The 16,339-nt window shown below is 66.8% G+C and carries 18 protein-coding genes and 1 riboswitch; of the genes, 12 read left to right on the forward strand and 6 right to left on the reverse strand.

The features are described 5' to 3' along the window. From CXR02_RS18295 to CXR02_RS18315, 5 genes are all read left to right on the forward strand, one after another. Positions 1-905 (forward strand): HNH endonuclease signature motif containing protein (locus CXR02_RS18295; RefSeq protein WP_146072564.1); only part of this gene is annotated, 905 nt, incomplete at its 5' end. 195 nt (positions 906-1,100) lie between these two features. Continuing rightward, positions 1,101-2,132, forward strand: coding sequence for a zinc-binding alcohol dehydrogenase (locus tag CXR02_RS18300; protein ID WP_104063343.1), 1,032 nt, complete (start codon positions 1,101-1,103; stop codon positions 2,130-2,132). A gap of 3 nt (positions 2,133-2,135) precedes the next feature. Continuing rightward, a complete protein-coding gene (locus CXR02_RS18305; RefSeq protein WP_104063286.1) occupies positions 2,136-2,531 on the forward strand; it encodes a 6-carboxytetrahydropterin synthase in 396 nt (131 codons plus the stop codon). Positions 2,532-2,535: 4 nt separating this feature from the next. Then, positions 2,536-3,798 (forward strand): glycosyltransferase, encoded by a 1,263-nt coding sequence (locus tag CXR02_RS18310; RefSeq protein WP_104063287.1) that lies wholly within the window; start codon positions 2,536-2,538, stop codon positions 3,796-3,798. A gap of 3 nt (positions 3,799-3,801) precedes the next feature. Further along, positions 3,802-5,070 (forward strand): crosslink repair DNA glycosylase YcaQ family protein, encoded by a 1,269-nt coding sequence (locus tag CXR02_RS18315; RefSeq protein ID WP_104063288.1) that lies wholly within the window; start codon positions 3,802-3,804, stop codon positions 5,068-5,070. 66 nt (positions 5,071-5,136) lie between these two features. On the opposite strand, the gene tadA is transcribed toward CXR02_RS18315, so the two are convergent. Then, positions 5,137-5,643 (reverse strand): tRNA adenosine(34) deaminase TadA, encoded by a 507-nt coding sequence (tadA, locus tag CXR02_RS18320; RefSeq protein ID WP_104063289.1) that lies wholly within the window; start codon positions 5,641-5,643, stop codon positions 5,137-5,139. A gap of 80 nt (positions 5,644-5,723) precedes the next feature. On the opposite strand from tadA, the gene CXR02_RS18325 reads away from it, so the two are divergent. The 4 genes from CXR02_RS18325 (at position 5,724) to CXR02_RS18340 (ending at position 8,330) form a co-directional block, all read left to right on the forward strand. Then, positions 5,724-6,458 carry a phosphatase PAP2 family protein gene (locus CXR02_RS18325; RefSeq protein WP_104063344.1) on the forward strand — a complete coding sequence of 245 codons (735 nt, stop codon included), beginning with the start codon at positions 5,724-5,726 and terminating at the stop codon, positions 6,456-6,458. A gap of 42 nt (positions 6,459-6,500) precedes the next feature. Continuing rightward, the gene (gene upp / locus CXR02_RS18330) at positions 6,501-7,136 is read left to right on the forward strand and encodes a uracil phosphoribosyltransferase (protein WP_104063290.1); all 636 of its coding nucleotides are present in this window, start codon (positions 6,501-6,503) and stop codon (positions 7,134-7,136) included. A gap of 62 nt (positions 7,137-7,198) precedes the next feature. Then, entirely contained in the window at positions 7,199-7,573 is a 375-nt protein-coding gene (locus CXR02_RS18335; protein ID WP_104063291.1) for a VOC family protein, read from the forward strand. A 58-nt stretch (positions 7,574-7,631) separates the two neighbouring features. Next, positions 7,632-8,330, forward strand: a complete 699-nt coding sequence (locus CXR02_RS18340; RefSeq protein ID WP_104063292.1) for an HAD-IA family hydrolase — start codon at positions 7,632-7,634, stop codon at positions 8,328-8,330. A gap of 69 nt (positions 8,331-8,399) precedes the next feature. Here CXR02_RS18340 and CXR02_RS18345 read toward each other — a convergent pair whose 3' ends face one another. The 4 genes from CXR02_RS18345 to CXR02_RS22185 form a co-directional block, all read right to left on the reverse strand. After that, positions 8,400-9,128, reverse strand: coding sequence for a hypothetical protein (locus CXR02_RS18345; RefSeq protein WP_104063293.1), 729 nt, complete (start codon positions 9,126-9,128; stop codon positions 8,400-8,402). A 5-nt stretch (positions 9,129-9,133) separates the two neighbouring features. Next, positions 9,134-9,310: riboswitch (cyclic di-AMP (ydaO/yuaA leader) on the reverse strand. Between the two features lie 75 nt (positions 9,311-9,385). Continuing rightward, the gene (locus CXR02_RS18350; RefSeq protein WP_104063294.1) at positions 9,386-10,939 is read right to left on the reverse strand and encodes a cell wall metabolism sensor histidine kinase WalK; all 1,554 of its coding nucleotides are present in this window, start codon (positions 10,937-10,939) and stop codon (positions 9,386-9,388) included. 7 nt (positions 10,940-10,946) lie between these two features. Next, the gene (locus tag CXR02_RS18355) at positions 10,947-11,687 is read right to left on the reverse strand and encodes a response regulator transcription factor (RefSeq protein ID WP_104063295.1); all 741 of its coding nucleotides are present in this window, start codon (positions 11,685-11,687) and stop codon (positions 10,947-10,949) included. Positions 11,688-11,978: 291 nt separating this feature from the next. After that, complete coding sequence (locus tag CXR02_RS22185) at positions 11,979-12,308, reverse strand: hypothetical protein (protein WP_146072565.1); 330 nt, start codon at positions 12,306-12,308, stop codon at positions 11,979-11,981. On the opposite strand from CXR02_RS22185, the gene CXR02_RS18360 reads away from it, so the two are divergent. Continuing rightward, on the forward strand, positions 12,307-13,173 hold the full coding sequence (locus CXR02_RS18360) for a winged helix-turn-helix domain-containing protein (protein WP_104063296.1): 867 nt from the start codon (positions 12,307-12,309) through the stop codon (positions 13,171-13,173). The genes CXR02_RS22185 and CXR02_RS18360 overlap by 2 nt on opposite strands. Before the next feature lie 182 nt (positions 13,174-13,355). After that, positions 13,356-13,883 carry a histidine phosphatase family protein gene (locus CXR02_RS18365; protein ID WP_056342603.1) on the forward strand — a complete coding sequence of 176 codons (528 nt, stop codon included), beginning with the start codon at positions 13,356-13,358 and terminating at the stop codon, positions 13,881-13,883. Here CXR02_RS18365 and CXR02_RS18370 read toward each other — a convergent pair. Beyond that, positions 13,861-14,859, reverse strand: a complete 999-nt coding sequence (locus tag CXR02_RS18370; protein WP_104063346.1) for a LysR family transcriptional regulator — start codon at positions 14,857-14,859, stop codon at positions 13,861-13,863. The genes CXR02_RS18365 and CXR02_RS18370 overlap by 23 nt on opposite strands. A gap of 72 nt (positions 14,860-14,931) precedes the next feature. On the opposite strand from CXR02_RS18370, the gene CXR02_RS18375 reads away from it, so the two are divergent. Further along, positions 14,932-15,960 carry an EamA family transporter gene (locus tag CXR02_RS18375; RefSeq protein WP_104063345.1) on the forward strand — a complete coding sequence of 343 codons (1,029 nt, stop codon included), beginning with the start codon at positions 14,932-14,934 and terminating at the stop codon, positions 15,958-15,960. Positions 15,961-16,339 lie beyond the last annotated feature (379 nt).

Consider the following 16,339-nt stretch of genomic DNA (forward strand, 5'->3'; position numbering starts at 1 on the left):
TCTGGAACCGGACCACCTCTGCGGCCAGGGCGTTGCAGGGGCCTCATGAGGACCGGAACCTCAGCCAGCTCCGCGCTTACACCGTCGCCACCTGGCTCCTCGGCAACAACATCGCCGGCGCCGGAACCGGCGTTATGACGAACGTGACCGGCGGCAGCGGCGAACCGGGCATGGCAGTGGGCGGCGGTATTCCGTCACCGCGGGCACAGGTCCTCGTTACCGTCCCGGTGTTCTCGCTGCTGGGCCTCACCGACGAACCGGCCATGTTGGATGGGTACGGCCCGATCCCGCCGTCCATGGCCCGCCAGCTCATCGCCGACGGCGCCGAGTCCTTCCACCGCGTCCTGATCGATCCCCGCGACGGCGCACCGCTCGAGATCGGGCGGACCAGCTACCGCGTGACCAAAGCCCAACGCCAATGGCTACGACTACGCGACGGGAGATGCCCGTTCCCCGGCTGCAGCAACCACTCCCTGGACAACGAAGCAGACCACCTCCTCGCCTGGGCCCACGGCGGCCGTACCGGGATCCGCAATCTCGGCCAACCATGTCGCAAGCACCACAGACTCAGACACATCACCGGTTGGAAACCCACCACCGCCACCAAGAATGAACCACCCGGCTGGATATCACCCACCGGACGCCACTACAAAAGCGAACACCCCGACTGGGAACCACCCCACTGGCCAAAACTCTGGCCGAATGATCCTGTTTCGGAGCCTCAACCGTCCGGCCTTCATCTACCCAGCAATGAACTGCCCGACTGTGGGCTGCCATCGGACGACATCGTCCCAGACGACGCTCTGCCGGACGGGCCCGTGCCCGAAGACCCCTACCCGAGCTGGGACTTCACTGCTCACAGCACTGTCCGGCCGCCAGCGCCAAGCGACGCCAGCGCCAAGTGACGGCAGGGCCAACGTGGGCAGGGTTAGGGCACTGGCAGGGCCAAGACGGGCAGAACTGGGCTTCTCTGCCATCAGGCTCTCCTCTCATCAACGGCGCGAACGGACAGTTAGGGCACGGATTTCAAGGGCCGCAAGTGTTCGTTCGCGCCGGGTGGGTGTCGCGGAGAGCCCCGGCGGACTAGATTCATGAGCAAGATGACCAAGTCACGCAAAGAAGCGCAGGCGACCGCATACTGGACCACGGGCCCGGAACACGGCGAGCTCCGCAACGAGGCCCTGCCCGCTCCCGGGCCCGGCGAAGCCTTGGTCCGCACGCTGTATTCAGGCATCAGCAAGGGCACGGAAATTGTGGTGCACAAAGGCTCCGTCCCGCCCCGCGTGGCTTCGGAAATGCGCGCCCCGCACCAGGAGGGTACCTTCCCGTCGCCCGTGAAGTTCGGATATCTCTCAGTGGGCGTTGTGGAGGAGGGGCCCGAAGGCTGGGCGGGCCAGAAAGTCTTCTGCCTCAATCCACACCAGGACCGCTATGTCATTTCCACCGACGCCCTCACCAGGATTCCCGACGGCGTCCCCTCCCGCCGCGCTGTCCTCACCGGCACCGTGGAAACCGCCGTCAACGCCCTTTGGGAAGCCGGACCGAGGCTGGGGGACCGGATCGCCGTCGTCGGCGCGGGTCTGGTGGGTGGCATGGTGGCGACACTGCTGCGGACTTTCCCGCTGGCCCGCCTGCAACTCGTGGACGTGGACCCGGAACGCAAACAGTTGGCGGACAGGCTCGGCGTGGAGTTCACCCGCCCGGATGATGCCAAACCCGACTGTGACATCGTGTTCCACTGCTCCGCTTCCCAGGAAGGCCTCGAACGCAGCCTGCAGCTGGCCGGCAATGAGGGGGAGATCATCGAGATGTCCTGGTACGCCAACCGCAAGGTCACGCTGCCGCTGGGTGAAGATTTTCACGCACGCAGGCTCTCCATCCGGGCCAGCCAGGTGGGCGTGGTTGCCCGGGCACGGCGGCACCGCCGGACCAAGGCCGAGCGCCTGGAATTGGCTGTTGAGCTCCTCAAGGACCCGGTCTTCGATGCCTTCCTCACGGGTGCCTCCCCGTTCACGGACCTGCCGGCCGTGGTGCAGAACCTAGCCGACGGCACGCTCGAAGCCCTGTGCCATGTGATCGAATACCCCAACGCAGACAGCCCCGCGGACGCCAACCCCAAAGACAGGAAGTAGCCAGTGTTCAGCCTGACCGTCCGACGCCACTTTATGATCGCCCACAGCCTCCGGCGGGAGGCCTTTGGCCCGGCCCAGGCCCTCCACGGGGCGACGTTCGTGGCGGAGGTGACGTTCCGCCGTCGTGCGCTGAACCCGGACTCGATCGTCCTGGACATCGGAGCCGCCGGCGGCATCATCGAGGATGTGCTGTCCGGCCTCAACTACAAGAACCTGGACGAACACCCGGACTTCGAAGGCAAGCTCAGCACCACCGAGGCGCTCGCGGAATATATCGCCCACGCCGTCGCAGCCAAGCTCACCGATGACGACGACGGCCGCGAGCTCGCGGGGATCGACGTCACCCTGCGCGAAAATCCGGACGCGTGGGCCACCTACACCCTCGACCTGTCCGCCTGATCCCATGCTGGTCAGGTTCCTGGTCCCCGCCAACATCCGCCACAACTCCGGCGGCAACGTCTACAACGCGCGGCTCACCCAAGGCCTGAGATCGTTGGGGGTTGCCGTGGAGATACTGGCGGTGGAAGGTTCGTGGCCTGACGCCAGCGCTAGGGACCGACGGCGGCTGGGCGGCCTGCTGGGCGCCTGGGACCCAAGGCCGGACTCACCGCAGGCGGACGTCACCCCGGAAACGGTCACCCTCGTGGACGGGCTGATTGCGTGCGGAGCGCCTGGCGAACTGGAGTACGCCGCGGCCGCCGGACAACACGCGTGGGTCCTGCAGCACATGCCGTCGCCCAGCCACTCCGACGGCGAGGGGCGTGCACTGCGGGCGGCCGCCGGAGTGATCTGCACCAGTTCGTCCGCAGCGGCCTCGGCCGCAGAAAAGCACGGGCTCCGCGCCAGCCGGGTTGTCTTGCCCGGGACGGACGCGGCACCGGTGGCGTCGGGTTCGGCCCCGCCCCACATCATTGCGGTGGCCGCGCTGCTGCCTAACAAGGACCAGTTGCTGACCGTGGCCGCGCTGGCCAGGCTCCAGGACCTCGCCTGGACAGCGTCCCTGGTGGGAACGGACGACGCCGATCCCGCCTATGCGGCACAGGTCCGGGCAGCCATTGCCTCCCTTGGAATGGAGGACAGGGTGCGCGTGACCGGCCAGCTCGCCGGGACCGCACTGGCGGACGAGTGGAGCCGGACAGACCTGAGCCTTCTTGTGTCCCGGGCCGAAGCCTTTGGGCTTGTGGTGACGGAATCGCTGGCCCACGGGATTCCCGTCATCGTGCGGGAGGGGACCGGCGCCGTGGACGCCTTGGGCCTCGCCGGAAGACTCGCCGGCAGGCTCGCGCAACGAGTTGGCAGGCTCGCGGAAAAACCGGACGGCGAGCGTGGTGGTGAACGTGATGGCGGGACATATGCGGTGCCAGGTGCCGCCGTCGGACTCGCCGGACCCGAAGGCGACGCACCTCGTGGCAACGGACCTGAAGACCACCACGCGGACGTGCTCGCTGCCGTGATCCGGCAGTGGCTGGTGGACGAAACCCTCCGAGCCGGCTGGCGCGCCGCTGCCGTGGCGGCACGGGAACAGCTGCCCGGCTGGGACTCCACCGCCCGGAACGTCCAGGAAATCCTAGGCGTGCCTGCCAAAACGCCTCCTGCCAAAACGCCTGCTGAAGAAACCCCCGCCGCGGGGATGCCTACCGCTGCGCGTACGGCCGGTGGACAATAAGCCATGACCACGCTCCCGACCTCCGCCGCCGTACTGACCCCACAAGCCCTGATCCCACAAGCCCTGAGCCAAGATGCCCCGGATCCGCAGGTGCTCACCCCAGAGATCCTCAGGGCATGGGCCTGGCATAAGCAGGGCCTCGACGGCACACTCCAGGGCGCGGACGCCGCCGACGTGTTTAGCAGAGCGGGCTGGGCCCGTTCCGTCGGCGGCGCCAACCCGTACCTCACGCTCTTTGCCCGCGCCGGCACTAGCCGCGCGCAGGCGGATGCCGACGTCCTGTCGCTGAAAATCCATGAGCTGCCCACCGCCCGCGGCTGCACCTATGTGCTGGGACAGGATGACTTTGCGTGGGGCCTCCAGATCGGCCGGGACGCCGCGGTGGCGCCGTTCCGTGTGCTGGCAAGAATGGGCGTCGAGCGCGGTGAGATCACGCTGCTGGAGGAGGAGATCCTCCACGCCCTGGCCGAGGCCGGCAGCCCGCTGGACCCCAAACACCTCAAGGATCTCCTGGGCGATTCGGTCCGGAACCTCGGCGAGGAGGGCAAAAAGAAGGGCGCGGCCACCACGTTGCCCACGGCCTTGGGCCTCCTCCAGGCGGACGGCCGGATCCGGCGCGTGCCCGCCAACGGCCGGCTGGATCAGCAGCGCTACGCCTACACACTGTGGGGGCTGCCGCGCACCGCCATGGACGACGACGCCGCCCGCAGCCTCCTGCTGCAGCGCTATCTTGGCTGGACTGGCGGTGCCACGGTCAAGCAGTCGCAATGGTTCACCGGGTTCACCCTGGCCCACACGAAGGCAGCGTTGGCTGGCACTGGGGCGGTGGAGGTTCCCACCGCCAACGCTGAGGTGCTGTGGATGATGCCCGACGACGTCGGGCGGCTTGCGTTGTTCGAGGCGCCGGCGGAGGAACAGATTCAGCTGCTGGCCGGCACGGATTCGTTGGTGCTGCTCCGCAGGAACTCAGGGGATCTGTTTGCCGAGCAGGACAAGGGAAAGCAGGTCCTGGGTTCCACGCTGGCTTTGCAGGCTGACCTGCCGGACCATCCCGTCTTCGACCGCGGCCGGATCATCGGGCTGTGGCAATACGATCCCGGGAAATCACGGATTGCCTATTGGCTCTTTGACGGGGCCACACCCGCAGTATCCCGGCGCATCGCCGAGGTAGAGGCCTGGATCCGGGACGAACTGGGGGACTTCCGCTCGTTCAGCCTGGACTCGCCGGCCTCGCGCCAGGACAGGATCGACGCCCTGGATGCCGCAGGCTGAGAGTCGTGCAGGCAGGTGAGAGCGCTACAGCAGGCCCGAGACGAATTGCAGCCCGCCTGCGACCCGTTACAGCCGGCTGCGGTGCGCTGCGAAGAAGTCCCTGAGGACCGCTCCGCACTCCTCTTCCCTGACCCCGCCGTACACCTCAACCCAGTGGTTGAGCCGGCGCTCGCGGAGGATATCGAATACCGAGCCCGCCGCTCCGGCTTTCTCATCCCAGGCACCGAAGACCACGCGAGGAATCCTGGCCAGGACCACCGCGCCGGCGCACATGGCGCACGGCTCCAGAGTCACCACGAGCGTGCAGTCGGCCAGCCGCCAGCCGTCCCCGGTGCCGCCGTCGAGTTTGGACAAGGCACGCAACCGGTCCGCCGCCTGACGGATGGCCACTATCTCTGCGTGGGCAGTGGGGTCTCCCAGCTCTTCCCGCTGGTTCCGTCCGGAACCCAGCACGGCGCCGTCGGGCCCAATCACCACGGCGCCGATCGGCACGTCCTCGGTGGCCAGCGCGCGCCGGGCTTCGTCAAGGGCAAGACTCATCCATTCGAGGTGGTTCTTTTCTGCGGCGACCATGGCTCAATGATAGTTTCGAAGGATATCCAGCCTGCAAAGCATGGACGCCGGGAGGCATAGTGGACACGTTCAGGGACCGTCTGGGCCAATGGTTCAAACCATACGCCGCGCTGTGGCTGACCATGCTGGTGGGCGGCGCCTTGGTGGTCACCATGGCGCTCCTGGGTGCCGAGGTCTACAACAACGTGGTGGATGAAGAGGGACTGGCCGCCCTGGACCTGCCCGCGCTGGAGCTGTCCCAGGGCCTTCGGAACCCCGCGCTGGATGCCGGGGTGACGGCTTTCACCAACATCGGCGGGGGCATCGGCATGCCCATCCTAGCCAGCATCCTGACAGCCTGGCTCACGTTCCTGAGCCGGACCTGGCGGCCCATCGTCCTGGTGGGCGGCGCCGCGGCTGTCTCCACGCTGGCCACCACGGTGGGCAAGCGGCTCGTGGGCCGCACCCGCCCGGACCACGCCGAAGCTGTCCCGCCGTACGAGACTTCGCCGTCCTTCCCCAGCGGCCACACGCTGAATACGACGGTGGTGATCGGTGTCCTGGTGTACGTCATGTGCCTCCAGTTCGAAATGCTGTGGGCGCGCATCACTTCCATTACCGCCGGGGTGATCTTCATCATCGCGATGGGCCTGAGCCGGGTGTTCCTGGGCCACCACTGGCTGACGGATGTGATGGCCGGATGGTTCCTGGGCCTTGCCTGGGTGGGTATGGTGATCCTTGCGCACCGGCTGTTCCACGTGCTGCGGAAACGCGAGCACGCGGGCCCGGCACCCACGTTCGAACACCCCGCCCTGCGGGATGATCCGTCGAGCTGATTCCCGGCCGGGGGCCCTCCGCGCGGGTGATAGTTTTGACGCATGCGCACTCTCGTTGTGGACCACCCGCTGGTCGCCCATAAGCTCACCGTCCTGCGGGACAAGAACACTCCGTCACCGGTCTTCCGGCAGCTGACGGAAGAGCTGGTGACCCTCCTGGCCTACGAAGCCACCCGCGAGGTCCGCACCCAGCCGGTCACCATCGAGACGCCGGTCAGCACTACAGTAGGCACCGCATTCACCAAGCCCACGCCCCTGGTGGTCCCCATCCTGCGCGCCGGGCTCGGCATGCTTGAGGGCATGACCAAGCTGGTCCCCACCGCTGAGGTGGGCTTCCTGGGCATGGCCCGCGACGAAGAAACCCTGGACATCATCACCTACGCGGAGCGGCTCCCGGAGGACCTGACGGACCGGCAGATCTTTGTGCTGGATCCCATGCTTGCCACCGGCGGAACCCTGCGCGAAGCCATCAAGTTCCTGTTCAAGCGCGGCGCCTCCGACGTCACGTGCATTTGCCTCCTGGCCGCGCCGGAAGGCCTGGCCAAGCTCGAAGAGGAACTTTCCGAGGCCAACGTGACCATCGTGCTGGCCTCCATTGATGAACGGCTCGACGAGAAGTCCTACATCGTTCCCGGGCTCGGCGACGCCGGCGACCGCCTGTACGGCATCGCCGGCTGATTCGAGGCTGCTTCGGATTTCAGGTCTTCCGCTTTCCCACCGCCGCCGTTAGCCTGTGGCGCATGGACTGGAAACTTGAACTCGTCTTTGTGCCCGTATCCGACGTGGACCGCGCCAAGGATTTCTACGTCAACAAAGTTGGCTTCAACCCGGATTTCGACGAGCGGCCCATGGATGGCATTCGCTTCGTCCAGCTGACCCCGCCGGGATCCGCCTGCTCCATTTGTATTGGCGAGGGCCTCAATGACGCCCCTCCGGGTACGGCCCCAAGCCTGCAGATGGTGGTCAGCGACATCCAGGCTGCCCACGCCCACCTCAAGGGTAACGGTGTGGACGTCAGCGACATTGACGTGCAGGACTGGGGGCACTTCGTCTACTTCGCGGATCCCGACGGAAACAAGTGGGCGGTGCAGTACATCCCGGGCCGTGACGCCTAAGGGCGGCGCCTGGGGTCGCGACGCCTAAGCCGGTAACGCCTAAGGCAAAATAGGCAGCATGGACATCCCCAGACCTGCCGCCACACGAGCACCTGCCGCCGCACGAACACTGACCTGCCGGGCCGTCCTTTTCGATATGGACGGCACGCTGGTGGACTCCACGGCAGTAGTGGAGGAGGTCTGGGGAGAATTCGCGGCCCGGTACGGCCTGGACATCGCCGAAATCCTGCGCACTTCGCACGGCGTCCAGGCTGCCGATACCGTACGCCGTTTCGCGCCGGCGGGAGCGGACGTCGCGGCCCTCACCGAGGAACTGGGCGCGATGGAACGGGTGCGGACGGCCGGTATCGTCGCGTTGCCGGGGGCTGCCGAACTGCTTCGCAGTCTCCCGGCCCAGGCAGTGGCGCTGGTGACTTCAGCGGACAGGACCCTGGCGGACATCCGCATGGACGCTGCGGGGCTGGACATGCTGGCCACGGCCGTGACGGCGGACCTGGTCACACGGGGCAAGCCGCACCCGGAAGGCTATCTGATGGCCGCCGGGCTGCTCGGCGTGGAACCGGATGACGCCGTGGTGTTCGAGGATGCGCCCGCCGGAATCGCGGCAGGCGTTGGTGCGGGTATCCGGACGGTGGCCGTGGGTCCGTATGCGGGCGAATTGCCGGCGGGCGTGCTGCATATCGCGGATTACCGCGCCGTAACCGCCTCCGTGGAAACGGACGCCGCGGGACGGCAGCTCATTTCTTTCCGGCTTTGACCCGGCGGATCACCTTCGTAATCCGCCGGCGCAGGTCAGCGACGCCGGCCGCCGGCGCCGCTCAGTCGGCTAGTACCAGTTGTGCGACAGGTGGAAGTTCAGCGCCCCGCACGGTGACTGGTAGCGCTCCTGGATGTAGTTCAGGCCCCAGTTGATCTGCGTGCGGTAGTTGGTGACGTAGTCCGCGCCGGCGCTCGCCATCTTCTCAGCGGGCAACGACTGGACGATGCCGTACGCGCCGCTGCTGGCGTTGGTGGCCGTGGTGGTCCATTCGGATTCCTTGGTCCACAGCGTCTGCAGGCACTGCATCTGGTCAGCGGACCAGCCGTACGTCGCCAGTTGGCCGGCAGCGTAGGCCTGCGCTCCTGCGGGGTCGTTGACGGCCACAACAGGCGCGGGCGCAGGTTCCGGGGCCGGAGCCGGAGCGGGCTCCGGGACCGGGGCAGGTGCCGGTTCGGCGGCCTGGGGCGCCACGTTGATCTCGGCCGGCGCAGCTTCCGGGGAGGCCGGGGGCTGGATCTCGGCTGCCTCGAAGCTCAGCTTCGACTGGGCGCTGGCTTCTTCGGCGGCCTGGTCCGCGCTGGCCGCAAGCGACGCAGACTCGGAAGCGTGTGCCGCGGCGCTGACGCCGACCAGCAGGGCGCACGCCGTCGCGAACACCGCGACGCGCTGGCCCACGGAGGGAATCCGGGCCGCCTTGGACAATGGGGACATAGCTGCACCGAAGCGCGTCTGCTTGCGGTGGCTGTGGGACTTTGTGTCGCCCTGCGGGCGCGTTTGTACCTTGAATTCAGACATGATGGATCGCCTCTCACACCTGCGGAGTTAGCTGTCGGGTTCGGATGAGGGCATCCGGCCACACGGCGCAATCACGTGTTGGCTTAACCCCAAAGGGCACTTCGTGCCCGGGACGGTGGGTCCCCCGCCTCTGCCTCTGAAAACGGAATCCGGGAAGCGGCAGAGCTTGGCGTCATCCGGATATGCGGCCCAACGGGAACCGCACCTCATCGACGCTACAGGAGCTGGAACCTTAAGTCACATTTTGGTAACGGGAATCACGACGATGGTGTGTCGCCTTGCTGCGCTCGGGCCTCAGTGGGTCGCGCCAGCGCGCCGGCAGGGAAGAGCAATGCGAACTCCGTCCGTCCGGCCCGTGATGTCACTTCCACGCTCCCGCCATGGGCCTCCATGATCGACTGGACAATGGCCAGGCCCAGGCCGCTGGTGCCTTCGGACGCCCCGGCGCCCGAGGCCGGCGCTGTACCCTTGCGCGCCGCGTCTGCGCGGGCAAACCGGGAGAAAACGTGGTCCACGAATTCCGCAGGGATGCCCCCGCCGTCGTCCGTTACCGTCACCGCTGCGCCGCCATTGGCAGACTTCCTGACAGCGGTGACCACGGTGGTTCCCGGCGGCGTGTGCTTGCGGGCATTGGAGAGCAGGTTGACAAGCACCTGACGCAGTTGGGATGCATCTCCGGTGACGGCGAGCGGCTCGTCGGGCAGTTCAAGGCGCCAGTGGTGGTCCGGGGCGATGACTTTCTCGTCACTGACGGTTTCGATCACGAGTTGTGTGAGGTCAACCTCGCTGAGCTTCAGGGGCTGGCCCTCATCGAGCCGGGCGAGCAGGAGCAGATCCTCCACCAGGGTGGTCATGCGTTCGGACTGGCTTTGGACCCGGGCCAGGGATTTCCGGCCGTCGGGCGTGAAGCTCTCGGTCATGCGCATCAGCTCCGTGTACCCGCGGATGGCGGTCAGCGGGGTGCGCAGCTCATGGGAAGCGTCGGCAACGAACTGCCGCACCTTGGTCTCGCTCTTCTGCCTGGCTTCCAGCGCGTTGGCGACGTTGTCCAGCATGAGGTTGAGGGCGTGCCCCACGCTGCCCACCTCGGTGCCGGGGTTGGAGTTCGACGGCGGGACGCGCACCGCGAGTGCCACCTCGCCCGCGTCCAGCCGGAGCCGAGCCACCCGGGTTGCCACCTCGGAAAGCTGCTCCAGCGGCTTCATGGTGCGCCGGATCAGCACGGTTCCTGCCAGTCCGATCAGTGCCAGCCCGCCCAGGGAGACAAAAACAAAGGTCCACACCAGCGATGCCAGCGTGCTCTCCTTGGCGGCGAGCGGAAGGCCCGTGACAAGGACATCGCCGTAGCCGGTTTGCACGGCCACAATTCGGTAATCCCCGTTGGACAGCGAGCGGTTCACGGGAAGGCCGTTCTGCGTCAGCGCCAGCAGGGTCTGCTTGTCTTCGGCGTCGAGGGGTAGGCGTGTGGTGTCCGAGTCCAGGAAGCCGCCACTGGGGATCTGGCCGTCCAGGATCCGTGCATTCAGCGTTCCGACACTTTGCCCGCGGGAGTCAAGCGGGTCCGGCCTGCCGTTGAATCCGCCCAGGGGCGGGCGGCCCGGATCGTTCGAGCGTTTGGCGGCCTGGCTCAGCTGTTCATCCAGTTGCCCGGTGAGAAACGAGTCCATGGAGGCGTAACTGAACAGCCCCACGGCTCCGCAGATGGCCACCAGCAGGGCCATGGCCAACAGGATCAGGCGCGTGCGCAGATGCCAGGTGTCCGGTTTCAGCCAGCTCCGGGCTGGTGCTGGGGTTGCTCGCGGCGAGGACATGGAGCTGCTAGTCAGCCGGTTTGATGACGTAGCCGGCGCCCCGCACGGTATGGATCATGGGCGGGTGCACTGCTTCCACTTTTTTGCGCAGGTAGGAGATGTAGAGCTCCACGATGTTGGCCTGGCCGCCGAAGTCATAGTTCCAGACGCGGTCCAGGATCTGGGCTTTGCTGATCACGCGTTTGGGGTTCTCCATGAGGTACCGGAGCAGCTCGAACTGGGTGGCGGTGAGCTGGAGGTTGTCGCCCGCTCGGGTCACTTCGCGGGTGTCGATGTTGAGGACAAGATCGCCCACCACAAGTTCGGCAGTGTCCATCGCGGCAACGCCGGAGCGCTGGACCAGGCGGTGCAGCCGCAGCAGGACCTCTTCCATGCTGAACGGCTTGGTCACGTAGTCGTCCCCGCCGGCCGCCAGGCCCACGATCCTGTCCTGGACGGCGTCCTTGGCAGTCAGGAAAAGCGCAGGTACCTCGGGCGCGAAGGCGCGGATCCTGCCCAGCAGCTCAACGCCGTCGAATCCTGGCAGCATCACGTCCAGCACCAGTACGTCCGGGCGGAACTCCTTGGCAAGCTTGACGGCCTCCGGGCCATCCGAAGCCACAGCAACGGACCAGCCGGCCATGCGCAGCCCCATGCTCATGAGTTCGGAAAGGCTGGGTTCGTCGTCAACCACCAGGGCGCGGATGGGGGAGCCGTCCGGGTGGGTCAGTTGCGGAAGGTTGTTGGTCATGGAGTGCGAAGTGGCCATGGGACAACTCTCCGATCATTCGGTGAGCCCGCGCTATGGGGTTCCTGTGCGCACGCTGTGAATCCCAGCCTAGCGAGCTGGATGGGCGATCTGGGTGGCCGGGCGGGACGCCGACCATCCGCCGGCGGCCGCCTTCTCCGCTGGACAGGCGGCAAAACCCAGCAGGGAATCTCGGCAAGTCAGTGGCCGGTGAATTTCAAGGTCTTGATATGGAGAAAGGGCGAACATTGTTCGCCGGAGAGGGCTATTTGCGGACCTACGGCGGACAACAACTCCTAATCTGCCGCCAAATCAGAATGGTGATCTGTAACACAAATCCGCATTTTGTCTCAGTATGCGGAACGTTGCACCCATTGTTACTTGCAAGTTTTCATTGTTACGTTGCACACTTTGAATTGTGAACAAGAACTCAACAGCACCTGCAGCCGCAGAATATTGGCCCAGCACATCCGCTGCTGCCGACATGCGCTGTTGTCGAATGCACGCCTGATCTTCAGACCCCACGAAGTTCTTAGGCATTCGCCCCCAGCCCAGCGTAGGGCGCCATCCCCAGATTTCATTGCGGGGACAATCAGCATTCGAGCCGCGATGACGGCCATTCACATTGAGGTAAGCATTCATGTCAGTTGCATCCGGATACGTCCACATCTCCGTCCGTAACGCAGGCAAGGCCGGCCAGGCTTCCGGCCTCCGCCAGGGGTTCGGTGCCCGACCGGCGTTCGCTCCGGCCGCCCCCGGGGCCAGCTTTCCTGCCCCCGGCTACGCACCCCAGGGCTACAACCCCAGTTCCTACGGCCAGCTCCGCGCCGTCCAGCCTGCCGAAGCCGCGCCGCTCACCGCGCCCACTCCGGTGATCGCGGGACCCAACAGTGTACGCCCAGTCGCCAATGACACCGTGGCCCGCGGATTTGTCCTCTACATGGGCATCGACGAGGAGACCGCAGCGGCTGCCGGAACCTCCATTGCCAAGCTTGCCCAGGAAATCCGCGCTTACGCACAGTCACTCGTGAACGGTGCTGAAAGCTACGCGGCCGTGGCCGTGGCGCCGGCCGGCACCCCCGGTTCCGCGCTCGACGTCGTCCGTTCCACCTTTGGTGACCCCACCGTGAACGCGCAGAAGCGCACCGAGACTGCCCGGCTGCAGCAGCCCCAGGACCCGCGCCCGTCCGGCGTTCTGATCGACCTCGCCCGCCGCGAAGTCCACCTTGACGGGGAATCCCTGAACCTGACCTTCAAGGAATTCGAACTCCTGAACTACCTGGTGGAAAACGGCACCCGCACGGTTGGCCGCGATGAACTGCTTGAGGGCCTGTGGCGCAACGCCGAGGAAGTCCCCAACGAGCGCACCATCGACGTCCACATCCGCCGTCTCCGCTCCAAGCTGGGCCGCCTCGCCAACACCGTCCGTACCGTCCGCGGCCAGGGCTACCGCTTCTACGAGCACCCCGAAGTTATTGTCTGGGCCGCTCCGGAATACTCGATCTAGTCCTTCAGCGACGCACAAGAGCGGCATTTCGCCGTGCCTTAGACACCTCCTTCGTTCCTCAGTCGGCGATGCGGCACTACGCGAAATGCCGCTCTTGTGCGTTCGGGACCAGCGAGTGTTGGCCTCCACGGCTAATGTTCGACGGCGGCGCGGCTTACCTGTGTGGGCGTTAGGCTTGGGGGATGAGCGACCACCACATCAAACGCCTGGTGATCATGCGGCACGCCAAGTCCGACTGGCCCGGCGGTGTGGCGGATCATGAGCGGCCGCTGGAGGAACGGGGACACCGCGAGGCGCCCCTGGCCGGCAAGTGGCTGGTCAAACACGGTATCCTGCCGGACTTCATCCTGTGTTCCAGTGCGCTGCGCACCCGCCAGACGTGCACCTGGGTGTGCTCTGAACTGGGGGATAAGGCCCCGACGCCGAAACTTGAGGACGGCCTCTACGCCGCCTCTGCGCTGCGGATGCTCGCCGTGGTCAACCACGTGCCTGACACCGTCACCACGCTGATGCTCATCTCGCACATGCCTGGCGTCCAGGATCTCGCCATGCACCTGGCCTCCCGCGACTCAAACCACGACGCCTACATGGACGCCGCCACCCGCTACCCCACCAGCGCCCTCACGGTGCTGGAAACGGAGAAATCCTGGGCCGAACTGGATGGGCAGGACGCCCGGCTGACCAAGTTCAAGGTCCCGCGAGCCCACTAACGCCACGGGATCCACTGACCCCATGGGACTCACTGACCCCATGGGACTCACTGACGCCGCGGGACTCACTGACGCCGCGGGACCCGGCGACCTCCCGCAGCAGTCCGGCGACGTGCTGTATGCCCGGGCTGGCCGCCATGGTGCGGCGGTACACGATGCCCACCTGCCTGACCTGCGTGGGGTTGACCAGGGGCAGGCCGACGACGTCCGCAGGCAGTGCGGGCCGGCCGAGGCGGGGGACCAGCGCCACAACGGCTCCCTGCTCCACCAGTGCGATGTGGGTTGCGAAGTCTGGATCGTAGACCCTGATGTCCGGCACCCGGCCAAGGTCGGCGAAGATCCTCAGTAGGGCCTCGTTGCAGATGGCTCCGTGCGGCGTGCTGATCCAGCGCTCGTCCACCAGATCCGCCGGCTCCACCTGGCCGCGTCCTGCCAAGGGATGGTCGCGGTGCACCAGGACGTCCGCTACGTCCTCGCACAACCACTCGAGGTTCATGTGCTCCGGTATGACCAGCGGGACGGAGTTCCAGTTGTGGACCACACCCAGGTCCGCCTCCCCGTTGGCCACCCGCGCCACGGCCTCCCGCGGGTCCTCGGCCAGTACGCTGAGGTCCAGGTCCGCTCCGGATGAGGCCAGCCGTCCCAGCAGCGGCCCCACGAGGCCCCTGCAGGCCGTGGAAAAGGCAACAACCTTGAGGTGCCCGGTAGGTTTGGCCGGATCCGCCAACAGGGTGGATTCCAGTTCCTCGAGCTCCGACAGGATGCGCCGGCCGTACGCTGCCAGGGTGAGCCCGCGCTCGGTCAGCAGCACGCCGCGGCCGCGGCGTTCCAGGACGGGGAACCCGGTCTGTTTCTCCAGCTTCTTGATTTGCTGGGAGACTGCCGACGGACTGAAGCCCATCACCTCCGACGCCGCTATGACCGAACCGTGTTGTTCAATCGCCGTCAGTGCCCGCAGCGAACCGATCTCAATCATGAAGCAAACGTACATGATTCGACGCAGAATTCAACGCTGGTGCTTCATCTGCCGTTCTGCAAGAGTGGGACCGTGAATCTCCGACACTCCTGCCTTGCTGCCTTGGTCGCCGTTCTCTGGGGCCTGAACTTCGTGGCCATCGACTTCGGCCTGCATGCGAACGGCCGTGAGGTTCCCCCGCTGCTGTTTGTGGCCATGCGGTTCCTCCTGGTGGTCTTCCCCTGGATCTTCTTCATCAGGAAGCCCGACGTCAGCTGGAAGGCGATCATCGGCGTCGGCCTCTTTATGAGCGCGGGCCAGTTCGGCCTCCTCTACCTGGCCATGGCGCTGGGCATGCCGGCAGGCCTCGCCTCCCTGGTCCTCCAAGCGCAGGTGCTGCTCACTGTCCTCCTGGCCGCCGGGTTTCTGCGCGAGCGCCCCAGCCGGAGCCAACTGGCCGGCGTCGTTCTTGGCGTTGCGGGGCTGGCCGTGGTGGCCGTCGGCCGCAGTGCCGTGGCGCCGGTGCTCCCGCTCATCATCGTCCTGGGTGCCGCGCTGTCCTGGGCGGCCGGGAACGTCATTGCGCGTCAGGCCAAGGCCGCCTCCGGGCTGGGGCTGGTGGTCTGGTCCGGCGCAGTGGTGCCCCTGCCCCTAGCCGGGCTGTCGTTGCTGGTGGACGGGCCGGACGCGGTGTTCGGCACGCTGGCAGACCTCCAGCCGGCCACGATCCTGAGTGCGCTGTACACGGCCATTTTCGCGTCGCTGGTGGGGTATGGGATCTGGAACCGGCTCCTGGCCAGCTATCCGTCGTCCGCCGTGGTGCCCTTTACCCTGCTGGTGCCCGTGGTGGGCATGAGCGCGGCCTGGCTGGCGTTGGGGGAGGTGCCCACGCCGGCGGAACTGGCTGGCGGGTTGCTCCTCCTGGGCGGGGTGGCGACTGCCGTGCTCACCCGCCGAGGCCGGCAGGTTCTGCGGTTGGGTCAGCGGCGCGGCGCCGGTTTGGCGCCCGTCTTGGTGCCCGGTTTGGGTGCCGGTTTGCGGACCGGGGAGGCGGACGACGACGGCCGCTTGGCTGCCGAGGCTGGCATCCGGGCGGGTGCGCGGGAGCCCGACGCACGCTGACCGGTGGCGGCACCCCGGGGTGCCGCGCCCCCGGTTGACGCGCCCCGGGCCGCGGTGGCTCCGGTTGCCGGGCGCCGCGCAGCAGGGCGGCCAGTGCCGGAAGCGGGCCGCCGCTTGGCTGGCGCGGGCCTCCCTTTGGCAGTCCCCAACCGCCTGCCCGCCGGCCAGACTGCGCCAAGGAACAGGACCGCTAGCGTGGCCACCGCTGAGGCCCCACCCCAGTAGAAGTAGTTGTCTGGATCCCCGGTGGGGAGCGGCGTGCCGAAGATCGACGACTGCTCGGCGAAGGCCAACTCCCAGGTGCTGACGAAGGCAAGGGAGAAGGCAATGGTGAGGCTGGATCCCACAGCGGTGGCCACCAATACAAAGTGGCGCCCGC

This window comes from Arthrobacter sp. 4R501 (assembly GCF_002929755.1).
GTDB lineage: Bacteria > Actinomycetota > Actinomycetes > Actinomycetales > Micrococcaceae > Arthrobacter.